The organism is Roseibium sp. (assembly GCF_051016195.1).
In the GTDB taxonomy this organism is placed as follows: Bacteria; Pseudomonadota; Alphaproteobacteria; order Rhizobiales; family Stappiaceae; genus Roseibium.
Window position 1 is genome coordinate 1287558 of record NZ_CP134616.1, and the last position, 18115, is coordinate 1305672.

The following is an 18115-nucleotide window of genomic DNA, read 5'->3' on the forward strand; positions in this document are numbered from 1 at the left end:
TGAGCAAACCCGGAAATCCGGGCTGCAGGCATGAGTTACTTCACGCATGCGTTCGAAGCCGAAATTTCTCGCCATGGTGTCGGAAAAACGCGTGTCGTCATGTACAAGGTCCTGTTCCTGCCGCCCGAGCTGGAAACCGGTCTTCCCTATAGCGAATATCCGCGTCTACGGGTGGAGGGCGAGATTGCCGATGTTCCGGTGCGTGGGGCCTGGATCCCGGTTGGAGACGGGCGCAGGTATTTCATTGTGTCTCCGAAGGTAACTGCCAATACGGGTGTTGATGTCGGCGATGTCGTTGAGATGCGCTTCAGGGTCGACGACCAGAACCATGTCGACGTTCCGGACGCTCTCAAGCTGGCGATCGACTCCGATCTCGAGCTGACGAGGCACTGGGATGAACTGACTGCCGGCAAGAAACGAATGTTCGCGGTTCACGTTTCATCTGCGAAGACACCGAAAACAGAACAAAAACGCATAAGTGAAGCAACCGCGGCAATTTTGGCGGGATGTTCAATCAGGGACCTGAAACGCAAATAGCTCTGATCCGTCTACCGCTTCGCGCTATTTTTGTTCAGGCAGTGAAACCCCCAAGAATTGCGAGAGCAGACCCGTGCCAGGCTCCCCATCAGGCGTTCAGGTACTCCCAGACATGTGAAATGACAACCGATCCTTCCCCCACAGCGGAGGCAACGCGTTTTACGGAGCCGGCACGCACATCACCAACAGCGAACAGGCCCGGACATGATGTTGCAAACGGCGACGCGTGTTCCGCCAAAAGGCCTGTTTGCACAAATCCCTTCTGGTCAAGGTTGCACGTTGCAGCAAGCCATTTGGTATTGGGTTCGGCCCCGACCATGAGAAACGCGGCGGGACACTCAACGCGCCAATCTTCTCCCTCACGCTCAACGACCACAGCTTCGAGCTTGCAATCGCCTTCGAGCGACTTGATTTGCGCGTTGTAGTGGATGGTGATGGCCGGGTCTGTTTGAAGCCTCGACAGCAGATAATCCGACATTGACGTCGCCAGACTCGGCCCGCGCACCAGCACGTGCACATGCCGGGCCTTTCGCGAAAGATACATTGCAGCCTGTCCGGCCGAATTGCCGCCGCCGACCACGATCACGTCACTCCCGATGCAGTAGCGTGCCTCCATATCGGTCGCCGCGTAATAGACCCCCAGTCCCTCGAAGTCCATAAGGCGCGGCAGAGGCAGCCTGCGGTACTGGACGCCCGTTGCCACGACAACCGCGCGTGCACAAAGCTCCTGACCGGTATCCAGTGTGGCGCAAAACGTACCGTCGGCCTGCCTTCGCAGGGATTCAGCACGTCGCGGACGCATGAAGCGTGTCCCGAACTTCAAGGCTTGCACTTCCCCGCGCCAGACAAGATCCGAACCGGATATTCCGGTCGGAAACCCCATGTAGTTTTCGATCCTGCTGGATGTTCCCGCCTGTCCTCCGACGGCAATGTCCTCGACCAGGAGCGCGGACAGGCCTTCAGCGCCTGCATAAACCGCCGCAGAGACACCTGCCGGTCCTCCCCCGACAATCAGGACATCGACGGTTTCGTCACACTTGAAGCTCTGTTCCAGGCCGAGTACGGCCGCAAGCTGAGCAGGCGTCGGCGGATCCAGGACACGATTGTGGCCAAACACCACCGCGGGCTGACGCTTACTCAGACGGCAACTCATTGCGATTTCCTGAGCGTCGCTCGATCCGAGATCGATCATCCGGAACGGTATCTTGTTACGCGTCGCAAACTCGGCAACGCGGCGAACATTGCGATCGTAATCGGCCCCGATCAGCACCAATGAGGAGTCGTTCTCCTCGATCTGCCGTCTCCTGCGGGCGGCAAACACCGAGATCACGATATCCGACATCTCGGGAATGCGCGCCATTGCCTCCAGCATCTCACCACGCGGAACCGCCAGGACCAGGGTCTCCTCCTTTGCGCGCAGAGGCAAGTTGTGCGCGCCATTGTTCAAAAACGCAATGTCACCGATGAATTGCGTGGGACCGAGACTGGTTGGGAAATAGGCCTCGCGGGTATAGGGATCCATCAACTCGACCCGCCCTTCCAGGATGTAATAGAAGTGATCCATTGAATCCCCGACATCCGCGATGGTCTCGCCAGTTTGAAAGCGCACTTCCCGTCCCAGCGTCGTAAGCTCTTGTACGTGGCTTTCGTGAAGGGGTGTTCGGGTCATTTCACGAAGGTTCGCTGCAAAGCTTTCCATCCAATTGTCTCCCTGGACGACGATCAATTTGCAATCCGCATATCCGCAGATGCCCTGTCGCCATAAGCCACGAAAATCCATGACCGAGGACGGATCCTAAAGGTGACGTATTCGGTTGTCTTTCAGATTTGCGCAGCGCCAGAACAGCTTCGCAAATCCGTGTTCTTGAGGGTGCGCACGCGCTGTCCCGGTCAGGCTGGGCGGCGGAAAAACGAACTTCTGGAATCGCAAAACTGGCTGAAAGACCAGCAAACGATCCTGCCCAAAACTATGTGCCGCGGGCCCAAGACCAGGCAGAAAGGAGGACGGGACGACACGCTTGGCGAGCGCGATTTGAAAAGCAGACATCACTGCTTTGGCCGAATTCGCCGCCTCGGCGCCGCGACACCTGCGGCAATCCTCGAACCCCTCCTCGGGTTTCGCGGTGCCAGCATGGTCCATGGGTCCATCAAAGAAGAGTGCTTCCGACTTTAAGGCTGTAGCCGACATTCATGGAAGTCATGGCCGGTCCGAATGGAGAAACCCGATGAAACAAAGCTCAATCACCACGTTCTCAGTCAAGGCAAGTGCTGCTGTTGACGTTACAGACAATTCGCCTTTGGCAAACAGCGACCGAGCGCAAATTATCGAGCGCACCCTTAGCTGGATCGAGAGCTGGCGAACAAACCCTTCAGAACCCTTCAATCTCGATAATTTCAGGCACATCTACGCGCAAGACGAGACATTTTCATCCTTTGACTTCGGGCGCCCTCATGACGGCTTCCGGGACTGGGCGTCAGCACAGGCATATTATCGAAAGTTCATGACCGTTCCCAAGGTCTGGTGGCTCAAGGCAAACGACGATCTGAAAGTGCACATAAGCGGGAACATCGCCTGGTCGACGATTTCGTTGACCGGTGGCGGAGAAACGCGTGACGGAACGCTTATCGAAATGCCCGAAGGGCGTGTCACACTCATTCTGGAGAAGCGAGGCGACCAGTGGCTTATCGTACACGAGCACGGTTCATCAGCCTTGCCTTTTCCCGGTGTCGACGAAGTGGACGCAATGCTTGCCGATAGAGCGTGAACGGTTTCGAACCGTTGGGTTCGACCTTCAATTGCTAACTGCAAAATCGTCCGCACTTGCCAGCCCTGGAGAAAACCACTGTCTGAACTTGCCGGCAAACGTATCCTGATGGCGTGTGAAAACCACGGCCTGCGCACTGCCCTTGCCGAAAGGTTTCACAAAGTTGGTGCGCAGATCGCGCATAGCGGCTACACGCCGGAAACTGCACAGCTCGGCGCCGAAACACTTGGTGCGCCCCATCTGTGCGGAGACTTCGACATCGTCGTTGCAGACATTTTCAATGGGTGCGCAAATCATCCCCCGGGCAGGGTTCAAGAGTGGACCTCGGTTGACAAATCACTGTCCCAGAACATCAATTTCCTTTGGAACTTCCTTCGACTTGTCACGCAATGCACCTCCTCGCCAGGAGGTTCCATTTGCCTCTTCGCCGTCAAAGACGATCGCTGCGGAGACAAAATGCATCCGGCTGAACTTGGCGTGCTTCACTTCGCCCAGACCATGACGCGCACCCTCGCGAAGGAGCTTAAAAACAAGGACATTCGGGTAAATCTCGTCATTCCCGATAAAGCTGATATCTGTTCGCCTCGCGCCAAAGCGCGAGCGCCTTTTCAGATATCGAGTGCATTGGCAGACAATCACTGTGTGAACCGAATTTTCCGAGCTGCAACCGGCAATCACACCGTCGAAACCGGCGACACTGTTTATTTGTTCGAAAAATGAAGAGCGCGGCCTTTGGACCGCGCTCTTCCGGGACGCCTTAGGTGAGGATGTCAGACGTCGTGAGCTTTTGCCTATGCTTCTTGCGCGTGTCCTTCGGAGGTTCCTTTCCGCATTCCGGCGATACGGTCTTCCAAAGTGCGGACAATGACGTAGAACACGGGCGTGAACAGCAGACCGAAGAGCGTCACACCGAGCATTCCGGAAAAGACCGACGTGCCGAGGGCCTGGCGCATTTCCGCACCTGCTCCGGTCGCCATCATCAACGGAACGACTCCGAGGATGAAGGCGAGCGAGGTCATCACGATCGGGCGCAAACGTGTCCGTGCGGCCCTGACAGCTGCATCCCATCGGTTCAGCCCTTCCGTCTCCGCCTGGCGGGCGAATTCGACGATCAGGATCGCGTTTTTCGAGGCCAGCGCGACGAGAACCACAAACCCGATCTGAACCAGAATGTTGTTGTCGAGGCCGGCAAGCCAGATGCCGGTGATCGCGGACAGAAGCACCATCGGCACGATCAGGATGACAGCCAACGGCAAGGCCAGGCTCTCATACTGGGCCGCAAGCACCAGGAAGACGAACAGGACCGCAAAGCCGAACACCAGAAGCGCCGTGTCATCCGTGTTCTTTTCCTGATAGCTCAGTTCCGTCCACTCGTAGGAGACACCAGCCGGAAGCACGCGTTCGGCAATGGCTTCCATCTTCTCCACAGCCTCTGCCGATGACACGCCGGGCATTGTCTGACCCTGGACAGCCGCGGCCGGATACAGATTGTAGCGCGGCTGGCGCAGCGGCCCGGTGGTGTTTTCAAACGTCGCAACGGCTCCAAGAGGGACCATGGCACCATCCTCAGAGCGTGTCCGCAATCGGGCCACGTCCTCGGCGGTCTCCCTGAACGAAGCGTCGGCCTGTGCGATCACGCGGTAAGTGCGGCCGAACAGGTTGAAGTCGTTGACGTAAGCCGAACCGAGGTAGACTTCCAACGCTTCGTTGACGGACGCAATGGGCACGTTCAGCATCTCGGCCCGCTCACGGTCGATCTCTGCCCAAACGCGCGGAGTACCGGTCGAATAGAGCGAGAAGACCGCAACGAGGCCCGGATCCGCATTGGCTTCGGCAGAAAGAGCTCTTGCGGCCTGTTCCAGCGCAGCGGGGCCAACGTTACCCGTGTCCTGCAGCATCATCTTGAAGCCGCCACCCGTTCCGATGCCGCGTACAGGCGGCGGGGCGATGACGAAGATCGCCGCGTCATTGAGGGCTGCCATCCGCTGGCGCGCTTCAGACAGGACCTCTTCGGCAACGATGCCTTTTGTTTCGCGTTCGGCGAACGGCGTGGTGGTAAAGAAGATCACGCCCGTGTTCGACTCGGTCGTGAACGTGGCCCCGTTGAAGCCTGCAAACACGGCGGCATGCTCGACGCCCTTGATATCCAGGAGTTCGTCGACCGCGTTGCGAACGACGGCATCCGTGCGCTCAAGCGAAGCGCCGGGAGGCAGTTGCACGACGGTGATGTAGTAACCCTGATCCTGCTCTGGAATGAAGCCGGACGGCACCTTGGAGAACTGATGATCCGTCAGGAGCAGCAGTCCGCCAAAGAGGCTCAGCATGATCAGCGGTGCCCGGACCAACCGCCTGGTTGTCGTCGCATAACCGGAAGACAGACGGTCAAACCCGCTGTCGAATTTTGACAGCGCCCAGACCATCGGCCGCATCAGAAGACCGGGTTTCTGTTCACCATGCGGCCGCAGCAGAAGGCTTGCCAATGCCGGCGATAGGGTCAGGGAGACGAACAGCGAGATTGCCGTTGCAACCGTGATGGTCACCGCGAACTGGCGGTAGAATTCACCGGAAATGCCGGCGACAGCCGCCGTCGGGATGAACACAGCCGCAAGGACCAGCGACGTTGCGATCAATGCGCCCGACACTTCAGTCATGGTCTTGCGCGCCGCCTCACGTGGCTTCAGGCCATCGCGGATATGTTTCTCGATGCCTTCCACCACGATGATCGCGTCATCGACGACGATGCCGACTGCCAAAACAAGGCCGAACAGAGACAGGTTGTTGATCGAGTAGCCAAGCGCGGACATGACCGCGAATGTGCCGACCAGAGAGACCGGGATCGCGAGGATCGGTGTTACGGCGGCACGCCATGTGCCAAGGAACAATAGGACCACGGCAACGACCAGCAGCACCGCTTCGATCATTGTGGCAACAACTGCGTCAATCGAAGCCTGAATGAACTCGGTTGGATTGTAGATCACGTCGTAGGCCAGGCCTTCGGGAAAGTCCTGGCTCAGCCGTTCGACCGTGCTCAGAACCTCCTCGGCCGTCGCAAGCGCATTGGTTCCGGGGCGCTGGTTCACGACCATTGCGACGGCAGGATTTCGGTCGAGATAAGCGCGGGTCGTATAGTCCGCCGCACCAAGCTCGACGCGGCCGACATCGCTCAGCCGAACGATCCTGCCGTCATCCCCCCGTTTGACGATGACCCGCTCAAATTCCTCAGGCGATGCCAGTCGGCCCGCCGTTTGAACGGAGAGCTCAAAGGCAGAGGCTGTCGGGGTCGGCTGCTGGTTCAGCAGGCCGGATGCAATCTGGGCATTCTGGCTCCGCAGAGCCGAGAGCACTTCGCCGGGTGTCATATCCAGTGCCGCAATGCGCTCCGGATCGAGCCAGATCCGCATGGCGTAGTCGCGTGCACCGAAGATGGTGATGTCGCCGACACCGCCAAGACGCGTAAGTTCGTCGCGTACGCGCTGAGCGGCATTGGTGATGTAAAGGTCGTCCTTGGAGCCGTCCGGCGAGAACATGTGCACCACGAGCAAAAGATCCGGTGATGCTTTCTGGGTAATCACTCCGAGTCGTTGCACCTCCGCCGGCAGGCGCGGTTCGGCTATGGCCACCCTGTTCTGTACCAGAACCTGAGCTGCATCGAGATCGGTGCCGAGCTCGAACGTGACGGTGACCGTCAGGTTGCCGTCGCCGGTGGCCTGCGAAGACAGGTAGAGCATGCCTTCAACGCCGTTGATCTGCTGTTCGAGCGGGGTCGCCACCGTTGACGCGATCGTTTCGGCGGAAGCACCCGGATACTGTGCCCGGACCTGAACGGTGGGGGGTGCCACCTCCGGATATTGCGCAATCGGCAGCGTGAAGTAGCTGAGTGCGCCAACGATTGTGATGAAGGCCGAAAGCACGACGGCGAATATCGGCCGGTCTATGAAAAACTGGGGAAGTTTCATTAATTTGTCCTCACCTGATATACGATGCGCGCCTAGCGCTTCGCCATCTGAACCGTTGGTTCTTCAATCAATCGGGCCGTAACCTGTGCACCGGCACCCACCATGTGCAGGCCGGAGACAATCACCCGTTCGCCTTCTGAAAGACCTTCGACAACGCGTTCGTCAGCGTATCGGTCGCCGAGCGTGACGATCTTGCGCGACACCGTCCCGGTGTTGTCGACCACCCAGACGAATTTCGTGGTCTGATCGGACCCGATCGCCCGCTCCGGAATGAGCACGCGGCGGGTGTCCTCAGCCGTTGCAAGACGCAGGCGTCCGAACATGCCGGGGGTCAGAACCCCATCCGGATTCTCGAACACGGCGCGGCCGCGAATGGTGCCCGTGGACCGGTCGATCCGGTTGTCGATGAAGTCGATGGAACCGCCATGGGCAAAATCAGCTTCGTCGATGAGCCGCACGTCAACCGGTGTTTTTCCGGCAATTTCCCTTAGCCCCGACGATGCGGACGCACGCATGTATTCAAGATACTGCTGTTCCGTCGCGTCGAAGACGAAATGAATCGGATCGAGGGAAACGATGGTCGTCAGAGCACCAGATCCCGCGCCGGCGGCGATCAGATTGCCGGGGCTGACAAAGTCATCCGAAATCCGCCCGCTGACCGGTGCATGGATCTGGGTGAAGCCAAGGTCGAGCCTGGCGCGCGAAACAGCAGCCTCGGCGGCCTCGATACTTGCCGCTGCGATTTCCGCCTCGTGGACACGCTCGTCCAGAACAGACCGGCTTGTATGCCCGTTTTCGATGAGCTGCTCGGCACGGTCCAGTTCCTTTTCAGCAAGGCGCGCCGCGGCCCTTGCTTCACTCAGCCTGGCTTCGGCTTCGGCGAGCGCCGTTTCGAACGGGCGCGCATCGATCGTGAAAAGAAGATCGCCCTTTTCAACAATATCGCCCGGTTTGAAGTGAACTTCATCGAGATAACCCGACACGCGCGCTCTGATCGACACTTCATCGACCGCCTCGAACCGGCCGGTGAATTCGTCCCACTCGGTGATGGATCGTGCATCTGCCGCCACCACGTCGACGACCGGAAGCGGCACTTCTTGGGCCGGTGCCGACGCTTCGACAGATGCGACGAACGGCATGTCGCTGATGCGCTCTCCGGCATACCAGGCACCGGCGCCGTAGAATACGGCCAGTGCGGCACCTGCTAAAAGTTTGCTGGACTTTGGCATTCCGGTCTCCTTTCGTTGCGGGGCGGTGCCCCGCGCATGGGAAGGGAGATGGGTTCGGAGTTGCCTCCTGATTAGCCGGAAGCCAAGACGCTCAGTGTTTCCTGATAGGACGCAATCAAAGAGCTGTATGCATCTCCGCTCTTACAGCGCCTGAACGAAGCTCGGCGGATCGGCGACCAGAAAATCAACAAATGCCCTGACACGGGGGGCAACAAGCTGCCGGTTGAGGTAGATAATCGAATAAGGGAAGTTATTCAGCCTCTTGTCTTCGAGAACTTCGACGAGCCGTCCGGCCTCAAAGGCTTCCAGAGCAAGAAAGCTCGGCAACTGGGCAATGCCGATCCCCTGTTCGGCCGCCTGACGCAAAGCATCGACACTGTTTCCTATCAGGACCGGATTGAGTGTGCGGCGCACGACTTCACCGTTCTCGTCGAAAAGAAACGGAAACAAGAGGCCGGTGTTCTGAACCCGATAGTGGATGCCGCGATGATGTTCGAGGTCTTCCAGCGTTTCGGGCCGTCCGTATCGCTCGATATAGGCGGGCGAGACGCATGTATACGCACGATCGTCGAAGAGCTTCCTTGTCATCAGATTAGCGCTGTCGCCAAGCGCGCCGATTCGGATCGCGATATCGATGCCCTCGGTTCCAAGATCGACCTGACGGTCTTCGAATTTCAGCTCGACATCGACCTCCTCGTAACGGCACATGAAAGCGAGCACACGTTCGGTCAGCCAGACACGCCCAAACACAGCCGGCGCTGAAATGACGAGCTTTCCGCGTGGCTGCGAAATGCTGTCGGCAAATTCCTCCTTGAGCGCGTCGGCATCGCTCAGCAGACGTGTTGCCCCGTCGAGAAAACGCGTTCCCTCCACGGTGAGCGAGACCGATCTCGTTGTCCTGGTGAAGAGCTTGGCTCCCATTTCCGCCTCAAGCCGCTGGACTGCTTTCGAGACAGCCGAAGTCGTCATGCCGAGCACCCTCGCCGCCCCGGCAAAGTTCTCCGCCTGGGCAACCTGGACGAATACCCGCAGTTCGTTGAGATTGTTCATCTAGCACCGATTGATGGATGGCACGTTCAGGTCGCGATCATAAAGAACGCTGCGGCCCGCCTGCAATGGAAAGAACGCGATGGTAAAACGGTTTCAGATCAGGCGCCTGCAGATTGCCTCACGTCGCAGCACCTGCAACCGCTCCGGCAGGTTTCCCCGATCCAGCATGTGGCAGAGTAAACGCGACAAGAGCGGCGAGCATGATCGTTGCCGCGGATACCAGGAACACCCAGGACGTCATCCAGTCATAAAGCAGACCGCCGCCAATCAGACCGATGATGCTTGCTGCGGCGCTGAGACTGCTCGCCATTCCCTGAACTGCGCCCTGGTGTTCGTTGCCGGCGAATGTCGACAGAACGGCGGTGAACGTCGGCCACATGAGCCCGTTGCCCACAGCGATCAGGAGCGCCGCGAGATAGATGCTGGGCGTCGTGTTCCAGAAGAGAGCGACGAAGCCGAGACCGAGCACCAGTCCGCCGCAGGAGACCAGCACGCGTTGAGACACCACCTCGGCAGCACGGGCGAGCAGCGGTCCCTGGACGAGCATCATGAAGAGGCTCAGGACGGCGAAGAAGATGCCGGTGTCGGTCACGGTCCAATCCAGCCGCGTGGCTGCATGAACCGGAAAGGCGATGTAGAAAAAACTGAACCCCAGCATCACCAGAAAGTTGACGAGCATGAGTTGCGGAATCCCGGGCAGGCGCATGAGGTCCGTCTTCGGCGTTTCGGCGCATCCCGTCAGACGGTAAGCCTCCTTGGTATCCTGTCCGAACACCTTGCAGGCGTTGGAGAGGCCCGGCTTGGTCCGCAGCATGCCGGCATGCGTGTCCGTCAGTCCGAGATACGTCAGGACGCTTGCGACGAGGGAGATCAGCAGCGCGGCGATCACGGGCAGCATTTCCCCAAGAAAGCTCGCGCCGAGTAGCCCGGCAAGCGCAGGCCCAAGGATGAACCCCGCGTTTGTCGACATGGCCATCCGGCCGAAATTCTCTGTCCGGTGAGCATCATCAGTGATGTCGGCAAGATAAGCGTTTGCGACCGAAACATTCCCGCCAGTGAGACCGTCCGCCGCGCGCGCAAAGAAGAGCACGATCAGCGGCAGGGTCAGCGCGAATTGCCCCAGGAGGCCGGATTCAACCTGGATGATCGCATCGGTGGGAAGGTAAAAGGCGATAAGGAACACGACCCAGGACGCCAGCGTGCCCAACTGGCTCACCAGCAGCACTTTGCGCCTGCCGATCTGATCCGACCATTTGCCGAGGATCGGCGCGCCGATAAGCTGAAACGCTGAATAGGTCGAGGCAAGCACTCCGTAAACAAGCGCATTGCCACCCCAATCGGTCACGAGGAAAACCATGAAGGGAACGACGATGGAAAAACCCAGCGTTCCAACGAAGTTGACCGAGAGAATGGGCAGGATCGACGGCATGGGTGACGGCATCAAATCGGAAACGGTATTTGCCATGTCGGATCGTCTGCCTTTTCCGCACCGTCAATCGGTTGCCCGTCACCGAATGGTCGCACACTGCACCGGAAAATCAACGTGGTTCGGATGCACCGATGCCCGGTACGAGGGCGACCTGGTCCGTAACACACCGCAGAAACGATGACAGCCGTTTTGGCTGCCGTCCTGCCGGGAGATAGGCCGCATTGATCCGGAGTTCTGCCGCGCGCCAGGCGGGCAGAATGTCGGTCAGGCGTCCGTTGTCGAGATCCGCCTGCACGAACCAGCGTGGCAAAATGGCAGCTCCTGCCCCCTTCAGAACGGCCCTGTGAACGGCAAAGATGTTGTTGGTCGCCATACTGATGCGCGGTTCGAACGCCAGATCCCGGCCTTGTGTGTCGCGAAGGCTTATGCGGCCTCCCTCGAACGGCGACAAGGCGACGAAAGGCAGCCCGGAAACCAAGTCTTGTGTCACGGGGCAGAACCCGGCCAGGAGACCGGGACTTGCCACGACCAGTCTCTCGACGCGTCCTATTTCCCGTATGACCAGGGTCTCGTCCGGCACGCGACCGATCCGGATCCAGCAGTCACATCCAACTTCCGCGAAGCGTATGGGCTGGTCGTTCAGATCCCAGGTCAGTGAAACCTCCGGATGCGCCATCTGAAAGTCGGCGGCGATGTCGGCGAGATAAAGCTGACCGAGGGCGACCGGAGCAACCACTTTCAGCGGGCCGCGGACGGCGCTGTCGGTGCCTGAGTGCGTTTCCCGCAACGCGTCCCAACCGGTCAGGAGGCTCCGGGCATCACGCAAGAGGTCCAACCCGGCCTGTGTCAGTGCGAGAGAATGGGTCGTCCGCCGCATCAGCTGCAGCCCGAACCGGCTTTCCAGCTCTTGCAGGTGCCGGCTTGCCGATGCCTGTGAAAGGCCAAGGTCCCGCGCCGCGCCGCTGATCGATCCCCGCTCGGCTATGCGAACGAAGGTTTCCAGAAGCGACAGGCGGTCGAGAGTTTTGCTCATACTCAATACGTATAACAGATACTCTTGTTAATTGGCTACACGGGGAAGCATCCAACGATCATCTTGTCCGCATCAACACGGCATCAGGAGATGAGCAATGATCAATCGAACCTTCAAGATCGGCGGCGAGCTGACCGTCAACCGCCTTGGCTATGGCGCGATGCGCCTGACCGGACAGCCGGGTAATTTCGGTCCCTATCCCGACTGGCGGCAGGGAGTTGAGCTGCTACGCCGCGCCAATGATCTGGGCGTCGACTTCTTCGACAGCGCCTGGGCCTATGGACCGGAAACGGCTGACCGGATCGTCGGCGAAGCCCTGGAAGGCCGGTTCGCGGTCATCGCGACCAAGGGCGGCGTCGACAAGCCTACGCCCGGCAACATCGTCACGGACGGGTCGCGGGACACGCTTCTGCGCCAGATCGACAAGGCCCTCGTCAATCTGCGCCGCGACCGGATCGACCTGTTCCAGCTGCATAGGCTCGATCCCGAAACACCGGTCGAAGTTTCTGTGGCAGCTCTCGCGGAGGCCAAGGCGGACGGGCGCATAGGCCACATCGGGCTTTCCAATGTGACCAAGAGCGACCTTGAGCGCGCGCTCACAGTCGCCCCGGTCGCGAGCGTCCAGAACCGGTTCAATATGGCCGAAACCGGCCAACAGGACCTTGTTGCATTTACGGCAGAGCGCGGCATTGCGTTCATTCCCTATGGTCCGCTTGGCGCGAATCCCATGAAGGCGGGCGCAAGGCTTGAGCCGAAACAGGCGATCGCGTGGCTGCTTGCCCATGCGCCGAACATCATCGTCATTCCCGGAACAACCTCCATCGCGCACCTTGAAGACAACTGGCGCGCCTGGGACATCGCAGAGCAAGCCGGTCAGGAGAAACAGAGATGACAAAACCCAGCAAACACAAGATAGCCTTGCTCACATGGCTGGTCGTCTATCCGATGATCACGGTCCTGCTTGCCGTGCTTGAACCGCTCTTGAGCGATGTGGCCATACCGCTGCGAACTCTGGTTCTGTCGCTAATCATGGTCCCCGCGATGGTCTACGGCACCATGCCCTTCGCCACCGCGCGCCTGCGCTGGTGGCTGAGCGGAACATCCGGTCCGGGCGCGACCCGGTAACATAAACAAGGTGTCTGAAGAAACGACCGCTTCAAGAAGACATCCGGCTTAGCGAACAGAGCTTCAATTGTCACCCTCACTCTTCAGGTTTTAGTCCGCAGGATAAGGAGTTGAGGCTAGAGATACTCTCAAAACTTGAGTTCACTCAAGCGACGCATGTGTTCAGGCAGGTCTGAGACCTTCACCTCAGCCAAAAGGTTTCGGGCTGCCACCCAAATCAATTGTGCTCTTTGAAGCGGTAAGGTTCGGACGTAAACTCGCGCTTTTGAATTCGGCGCGATTTGTTTATCCCAGTTCTTCTCCAAAAGGTCGCGAAACTCGACATTCAGGTGAATGGCCGAATGGTGATAAAGATAGCGCAAGGCGTGCGGTGGTAGCGTCGCGGCAAATTCCGGGTCGGGTCTCCAAGCCGCTTCCTCGTCGGATAGCTCTTCCCTAAGTTCCTTGAGGGCGATCGCCAAAGCCCGGGCGTGGAGACTAACTTCAGCAACGAGCCGCCGCCTTGTCCAATTTCGAACAAGGCTTGCTTCACCCAGGTCCGGATCCGCGAGTTCATTGAGGTTGCGGGCAAAGTAGGCGGTGCCGCGTCGCATCAGCAAAAGGTCTTCATGCGGTGCGTTCGGGGCATCATAGCGGGCTCCCCTTCCCTGCTTTGATTTGCGCCGGCTTGCCGTGCATGAAGCAGGTCATGCTCTTTTGCATCTCTTGGTCGGCGAAGGGGACATCGTGAAACTATCAATTCAGTCTGAGATCTCGCCCGAACGACGGCTCTATGCTCTTGGCGCACTAGAAACGAGACAAACGCGGCCACGATTCTTGACGCGCCAGGAGCACGAAAACCACCTTGTGATCGATCTTGCTGGACTGGCGGCTGAGCAGATCGTTTTGGGTGATTTTGGCGACGGTGGCGGTGGTGTGCATGGGTCAGATCTTCATCAGGCAACCCTTCGTGCTCTGGATCTTGAGACAAGTCTGGGGCTTGGCAATAGTCTTGTTTATCTTGGCGCTAAAGGCTCAGCGCACCTGCGTGCGCAATTGGCAAACGACAAGGATCTCAGGAGACAGGTCAACCGGTGTCTTCGGGCAGCCTTCGATCAAGCACGCGAACTCCTTTCTGAAAACCGGGATGCCCTGGACGCGTTGACGGATGCTCTGCTCACGCATCAAGCTTTGAGCGGACGAGCTGTGTTGGAAACCGTCGGGGGTACAAATGCCAAAATGAAGAAGGCGAGCTAGCTGCCGGCCTTCTTCAACACGCAACTGAGCCCCGGGCTAAATCTCATCCATCAAGCGTTCGGCATCAGTCTGAATGCTTGCCACCAGAAGCCGAACCGATGCGGGAACCTTTGTATCGGCAAGTTCGGACGTCAGCAGCGCGAATTTGGACATCAGTCCTTCAAGTGTCAGCGCTGGAGCCAAGACGATTTTCCTGACTGCAGCCTGTTCGGTATCCAACAATGTGGCAAGTTCAACGTCTGAGGTCGGCGTGACGGGATCCGCCAGACGTGCACGGGCTGCGTGCCATTCAGACACAGCGCGGTCAATCGCCCACCGATCAGGCTCATCAATGTCAGTCGTGTTTGCAAATGCTCCCTTATTCGTTTGGTGATGGGTCAATCTCGAAAGTCCTTTTGTCAGGACAACAGCCCCAGTGGCTGGTGCCGGCGGCCGCCTCAGCGGCTCGGTAACAGGAACCTGGCACAACACTCCTGCCTTGTCCGCGGCAATGCGATCGAAGGGTTATCGATCAGCGATCGGAAAATGCACAATTGCTGGGGAACTGCATTTGCAAAACTCGATGACCGCTTTGCACCCCCATGCACGAACCCGCTTCGCGGGAGGGTGCACGTGGCGCGGTTTGGTGGATTTCTCTGAGGCTCTGGGCAGGTAGAGGCAAAGGTCCGAGCATGGAGTTCCTTTCAACCGGAGGAACTCAACATGACGACCTTTCAGACCGAAGCCCCGATCACACAGCTACGCCAGCGCATGCAGCAAGACATGGTGATGCGGGGCCTGGGCTCCCATACACAGCAGGATTACGTTCGCCACGTCCGGAACTTCGCCGCTTTCCTCGGGCGTCCTCCCGACACCGCGACCACGGAGGACATCCGGCACTACCAGTTGCACCAGCATGAGACCGGCGTAGGTCCGGCGACGATCAACAGCACGGTTTCGGCGCTGCGCTTCCTGTTCACAGTAACGCTGAACCGACGGGATCTGTCGCGAACTCTGGTGATCACCCGCAACCCGCGCAAGCTGCCCGAGGTGTTGAGTGTGGAGGAAGCCGCTCAACTGCTCGAGGCGGCACCGGGCATCAAATACAAGGCAGCGCTCGGTGTTGCCTATGGCGCGGGCCTGCGCGTCTCCGAGGTCGCGCATCTCAAGGTCGACGATATCGACTCGACCCGCATGCTGATCCGCGTCGAACAGGGCAAGGGACGCAAGGACCGCAACGCCATGCTCTCACCGCAACTCCTGGAGCTTTTGCGTGTATGGTGGCGCGAAGGAAAGCGGCGCGGCGTGATGCTGCCCCATGGCTGGCTGTTTCCGGGACGCAGTTGCACCGATCCGATCTCGTCACGGCAATTGCATCGCGCAGTGCAGGAAGCGGCCGAGGTCGCCGGCCTCCGCAAACGTGTCAGCCCGCATACATTACGGCACAGCTTCGCCACACACCTTCTGGAGGACGGCACCGATATCAGGGTCATCCAGGTTCTGCTTGGACACAGCAAGCTTGAGACAACCGCCCTTTACGCCAAGGTCTCGACCCGAACGATCCACGCGGTTGCGGGGCCTCTCGATCGGCTGATGGCGCTGATGGAAGGCAAGACGCCGCCCGAGTGAACAAGTGCGCACCTCAATCGAGGTCGCTGACATCTTCCGCGCTGCCGGTCCCGCCTACCGGGCAACCCATGAAGGACACCTGAGCCTTGCCCAGCTCAAGGTGATGTCGGCGGTCGAACAGTGCCGCACAGCTGCCTTGGGCGGACATGTCGAGGCCTGCGAGGACTGCGGGCATTGGCGCATCGCCTATAACAGCTGCCGCAACCGGCACTGCCCCAAGTGCCAGGGTGCCACCGCGCGCGCTTGGCTCGCCGAGCGGGAGGCCGACCTCTTGCCGGTCGGCTACTTCCACGTCGTCTTCACGTTGCCCGCCGAGATCGCCTCCATCGCCTTCCAGAACAAGGCGTTGGTCTACGACCTGTTGTTCCGGGCTGCCTCAGAGACGATGCTGACAATCGCCGCCGACCCGAAGCACCTCAGCGCCCGCATCGGCATCACAGCGGTGCTCCACACTTGGGGATCGGCGATGACCCACCATCCCCATGTGCACATGATTGTGCCGGGCGGCGGCATCTCCCTCGACGGAACGCGCTGGATATCGTCACGCCCCGCATTCCTCCTGCCGGTGCGCGCCCTGGGCAAGTTGTTCCGTCGCCTGTTCCTGACCCGGCTGATCGCGCTCCACGATGCCGGCCGGCTCGCCTTCTTCGGATCTATGGCCCATTTGGCGGACCGCGGCGTCTTTCTGCGTCACCTGAAGCCTGTGCGCAGCAAACGCTGGATCGTCTACGCCAAGCCGCCCTTCGCCGGACCGGAAGCGGTACTCGCCTATCTGGCGCGCTACACCCACAGGGTCGCCATCTCGAACCGCCGCCTCATCGGCTTCGACGAGAACAAGGTCACCTTCCGCTACAAGGATTACCGCCGTGGCGGCACCGACCGGCAGCAGGTCATGACCCTCGCCACCGACGAGTTCATCCGACGCTTCCTGCTCCATGTCCTGCCGCGCGGCTTCCACCGTATTCGCCATTACGGCCTCCTTGCCGGCACCTCTCGCAAGGCCAGTCTCGATCGTGCACGCGCATTGCTGAGCGTCGCTACAGTACCCGAAGACGACGCGCCAGAGGTGTCCGATACTCGGCCACCATGCCCTTGCTGTGGTGGACGCATGATCATCATCGAGACCTTCGCCCGCTGGCAACAGCCCCGCGCACCCCCGCACTGTGCCGCGTCAACCCGGGAGACTGCGCCATGACCCGGCATGGCCTGTTCGATCAACCGGCCGCCCTGCAACGGCATCAGCCGATGAGACGGCTTGCGCTCTGCGAAAACAGGACGGCTCTCAGCCGCGCAAACCCGCAACAGGCCAATGCGACAAGCGCTGCTCTAACGCCGGAAAGGCCATTGCGCACCCCGATCTGCCCACCAATTGTTGCTGATCGTAACTGCCCCAGACCTGCCGAAAAAAACAAAACCCCATAGCCTGCAATGCGCGGACCGCGGGTTCCTGCATGAGAGGTTTTCGTACGCCTAACGGCACCCGAAAACCTTAGCCAATTCGGTCGTTCGCTGCACTTAAGGCTGTGCCCGAAAGCTGCCGTTCACTTCTTGAAAAGTGATGTCCGGAAGTTCGCGGAAAGTCGACCTGGTGGAAATGCCGAATGCGATCCCGTGACGGGATCGCATCATGGCATGGTGATGGAAACCAACGGGCTATGCGCCCAACATCTTCTTCGCAGTTTCCTCGTCCGGGAATGGCAGCGCAGTGGAGCCGTGTTCGTGAACAATCAACCACTCGTCACCGTCCTTTTCGAATATCAGTGTCACACGACTGTCGGGAAAGTCGAAAGCGGTGCCATCCGGCAGACTGCCCGCAGCATGCAGCGGCACGGAGGACCAGGCGACATCGCTACGGATCGTGACTTGAATAGGTCCGGTCGGGTCGAGACGCCAGTTAGCAGGCACCGTCATGAACTTGCGGTAGTAGGCCTCGGCCGTTGCCCAGTCAGTGAACCCTTCGTGTGGGCGCCCAAAGTCGAAGGACGAAAACCGGTCGTCTTGAGCATAAATGTGACGGAAGGCATCTAGGTCAAAGGGGGCTTCGGGGCTGGTGCGCCAGCCTTCGATCCAGGCCATGGTCTGAGCAGTGATTGTTTCTTTGGTCATGTTGTGTCCTTTCAGGTTGGGGTTGGAATTAGAGGTTGGGG

17 protein-coding genes are annotated in these 18115 nt (G+C 59.4%); 8 read left to right on the forward strand and 9 right to left on the reverse strand.

Annotated elements, in window-relative coordinates; genetic code table 11:
• Positions 1-30 precede the first annotated feature (30 nt).
• Positions 31-537, forward strand: a complete 507-nt coding sequence (locus RDA78_RS05855; protein WP_434054417.1) for a YdeI/OmpD-associated family protein — start codon at positions 31-33, stop codon at positions 535-537.
• 88 nt (positions 538-625) lie between these two features.
• Here RDA78_RS05855 and RDA78_RS05860 read toward each other — a convergent pair whose 3' ends face one another.
• Complete coding sequence (locus RDA78_RS05860; protein ID WP_434054418.1) at positions 626-2236, reverse strand: FAD-dependent oxidoreductase; 1611 nt, start codon at positions 2234-2236, stop codon at positions 626-628.
• 526 nt (positions 2237-2762) lie between these two features.
• Here RDA78_RS05860 and RDA78_RS05865 point away from each other — a divergent pair.
• Positions 2763-3302: a YybH family protein gene (locus RDA78_RS05865; RefSeq protein WP_434054419.1), complete on the forward strand. Its 540-nt coding sequence runs from the start codon at positions 2763-2765 to the stop codon at positions 3300-3302.
• Positions 3303-3410: 108 nt separating this feature from the next.
• Entirely contained in the window at positions 3411-4022 is a 612-nt protein-coding gene (locus tag RDA78_RS05870; protein ID WP_434054420.1) for a hypothetical protein, read from the forward strand.
• A 71-nt stretch (positions 4023-4093) separates the two neighbouring features.
• Here RDA78_RS05870 and RDA78_RS05875 read toward each other — a convergent pair whose 3' ends face one another.
• The 5 genes from RDA78_RS05875 to RDA78_RS05895 form a co-directional block, all read right to left on the reverse strand.
• On the reverse strand, positions 4094-7258 hold the full coding sequence (locus RDA78_RS05875) for an efflux RND transporter permease subunit (RefSeq protein ID WP_434054421.1): 3165 nt from the start codon (positions 7256-7258) through the stop codon (positions 4094-4096).
• Positions 7259-7290: 32 nt separating this feature from the next.
• A complete protein-coding gene (locus RDA78_RS05880; protein ID WP_434054422.1) occupies positions 7291-8487 on the reverse strand; it encodes an efflux RND transporter periplasmic adaptor subunit in 1197 nt (398 codons plus the stop codon).
• Between the two features lie 141 nt (positions 8488-8628).
• Positions 8629-9537 carry a LysR family transcriptional regulator gene (locus RDA78_RS05885; protein WP_420334372.1) on the reverse strand — a complete coding sequence of 303 codons (909 nt, stop codon included), beginning with the start codon at positions 9535-9537 and terminating at the stop codon, positions 8629-8631.
• Between the two features lie 118 nt (positions 9538-9655).
• Positions 9656-11002, reverse strand: a complete 1347-nt coding sequence (locus tag RDA78_RS05890; RefSeq protein WP_434054423.1) for an MFS transporter — start codon at positions 11000-11002, stop codon at positions 9656-9658.
• Positions 11003-11075: 73 nt separating this feature from the next.
• Positions 11076-11999, reverse strand: a complete 924-nt coding sequence (locus tag RDA78_RS05895; RefSeq protein WP_434054424.1) for a LysR family transcriptional regulator — start codon at positions 11997-11999, stop codon at positions 11076-11078.
• Between the two features lie 97 nt (positions 12000-12096).
• On the opposite strand from RDA78_RS05895, the gene RDA78_RS05900 reads away from it, so the two are divergent.
• The gene (locus RDA78_RS05900) at positions 12097-12891 is read left to right on the forward strand and encodes an aldo/keto reductase (RefSeq protein WP_434054425.1); all 795 of its coding nucleotides are present in this window, start codon (positions 12097-12099) and stop codon (positions 12889-12891) included.
• Positions 12888-13124: a hypothetical protein gene (locus tag RDA78_RS05905; protein ID WP_434054426.1), complete on the forward strand. Its 237-nt coding sequence runs from the start codon at positions 12888-12890 to the stop codon at positions 13122-13124. The genes RDA78_RS05900 and RDA78_RS05905 overlap by 4 nt, the downstream gene beginning before the upstream one ends.
• A 128-nt stretch (positions 13125-13252) precedes the next feature.
• On the opposite strand, the gene RDA78_RS05910 is transcribed toward RDA78_RS05905, so the two are convergent.
• Positions 13253-13717, reverse strand: coding sequence for a maleylpyruvate isomerase N-terminal domain-containing protein (locus RDA78_RS05910; protein WP_434054427.1), 465 nt, complete (start codon positions 13715-13717; stop codon positions 13253-13255).
• 79 nt (positions 13718-13796) lie between these two features.
• On the opposite strand from RDA78_RS05910, the gene RDA78_RS05915 reads away from it, so the two are divergent.
• Positions 13797-14360 carry a hypothetical protein gene (locus RDA78_RS05915; RefSeq protein ID WP_434054428.1) on the forward strand — a complete coding sequence of 188 codons (564 nt, stop codon included), beginning with the start codon at positions 13797-13799 and terminating at the stop codon, positions 14358-14360.
• A 36-nt stretch (positions 14361-14396) separates the two neighbouring features.
• Here the strand turns inward: RDA78_RS05915 and RDA78_RS05920 are convergent, their stop codons facing one another.
• Positions 14397-14657 (reverse strand): hypothetical protein, encoded by a 261-nt coding sequence (locus RDA78_RS05920; protein ID WP_434054429.1) that lies wholly within the window; start codon positions 14655-14657, stop codon positions 14397-14399.
• Between the two features lie 405 nt (positions 14658-15062).
• On the opposite strand from RDA78_RS05920, the gene RDA78_RS05925 reads away from it, so the two are divergent.
• Positions 15063-15968 carry a tyrosine-type recombinase/integrase gene (locus tag RDA78_RS05925; protein ID WP_434053053.1) on the forward strand — a complete coding sequence of 302 codons (906 nt, stop codon included), beginning with the start codon at positions 15063-15065 and terminating at the stop codon, positions 15966-15968.
• A 4-nt stretch (positions 15969-15972) separates the two neighbouring features.
• Positions 15973-17163, forward strand: a complete 1191-nt coding sequence (locus RDA78_RS05930; protein WP_434053052.1) for an IS91 family transposase — start codon at positions 15973-15975, stop codon at positions 17161-17163.
• Between the two features lie 458 nt (positions 17164-17621).
• Here the strand turns inward: RDA78_RS05930 and RDA78_RS05935 are convergent, their stop codons facing one another.
• Positions 17622-18074: a YybH family protein gene (locus tag RDA78_RS05935; protein WP_434054430.1), complete on the reverse strand. Its 453-nt coding sequence runs from the start codon at positions 18072-18074 to the stop codon at positions 17622-17624.
• Between the last annotated feature and the right edge of the window lie 41 nt (positions 18075-18115).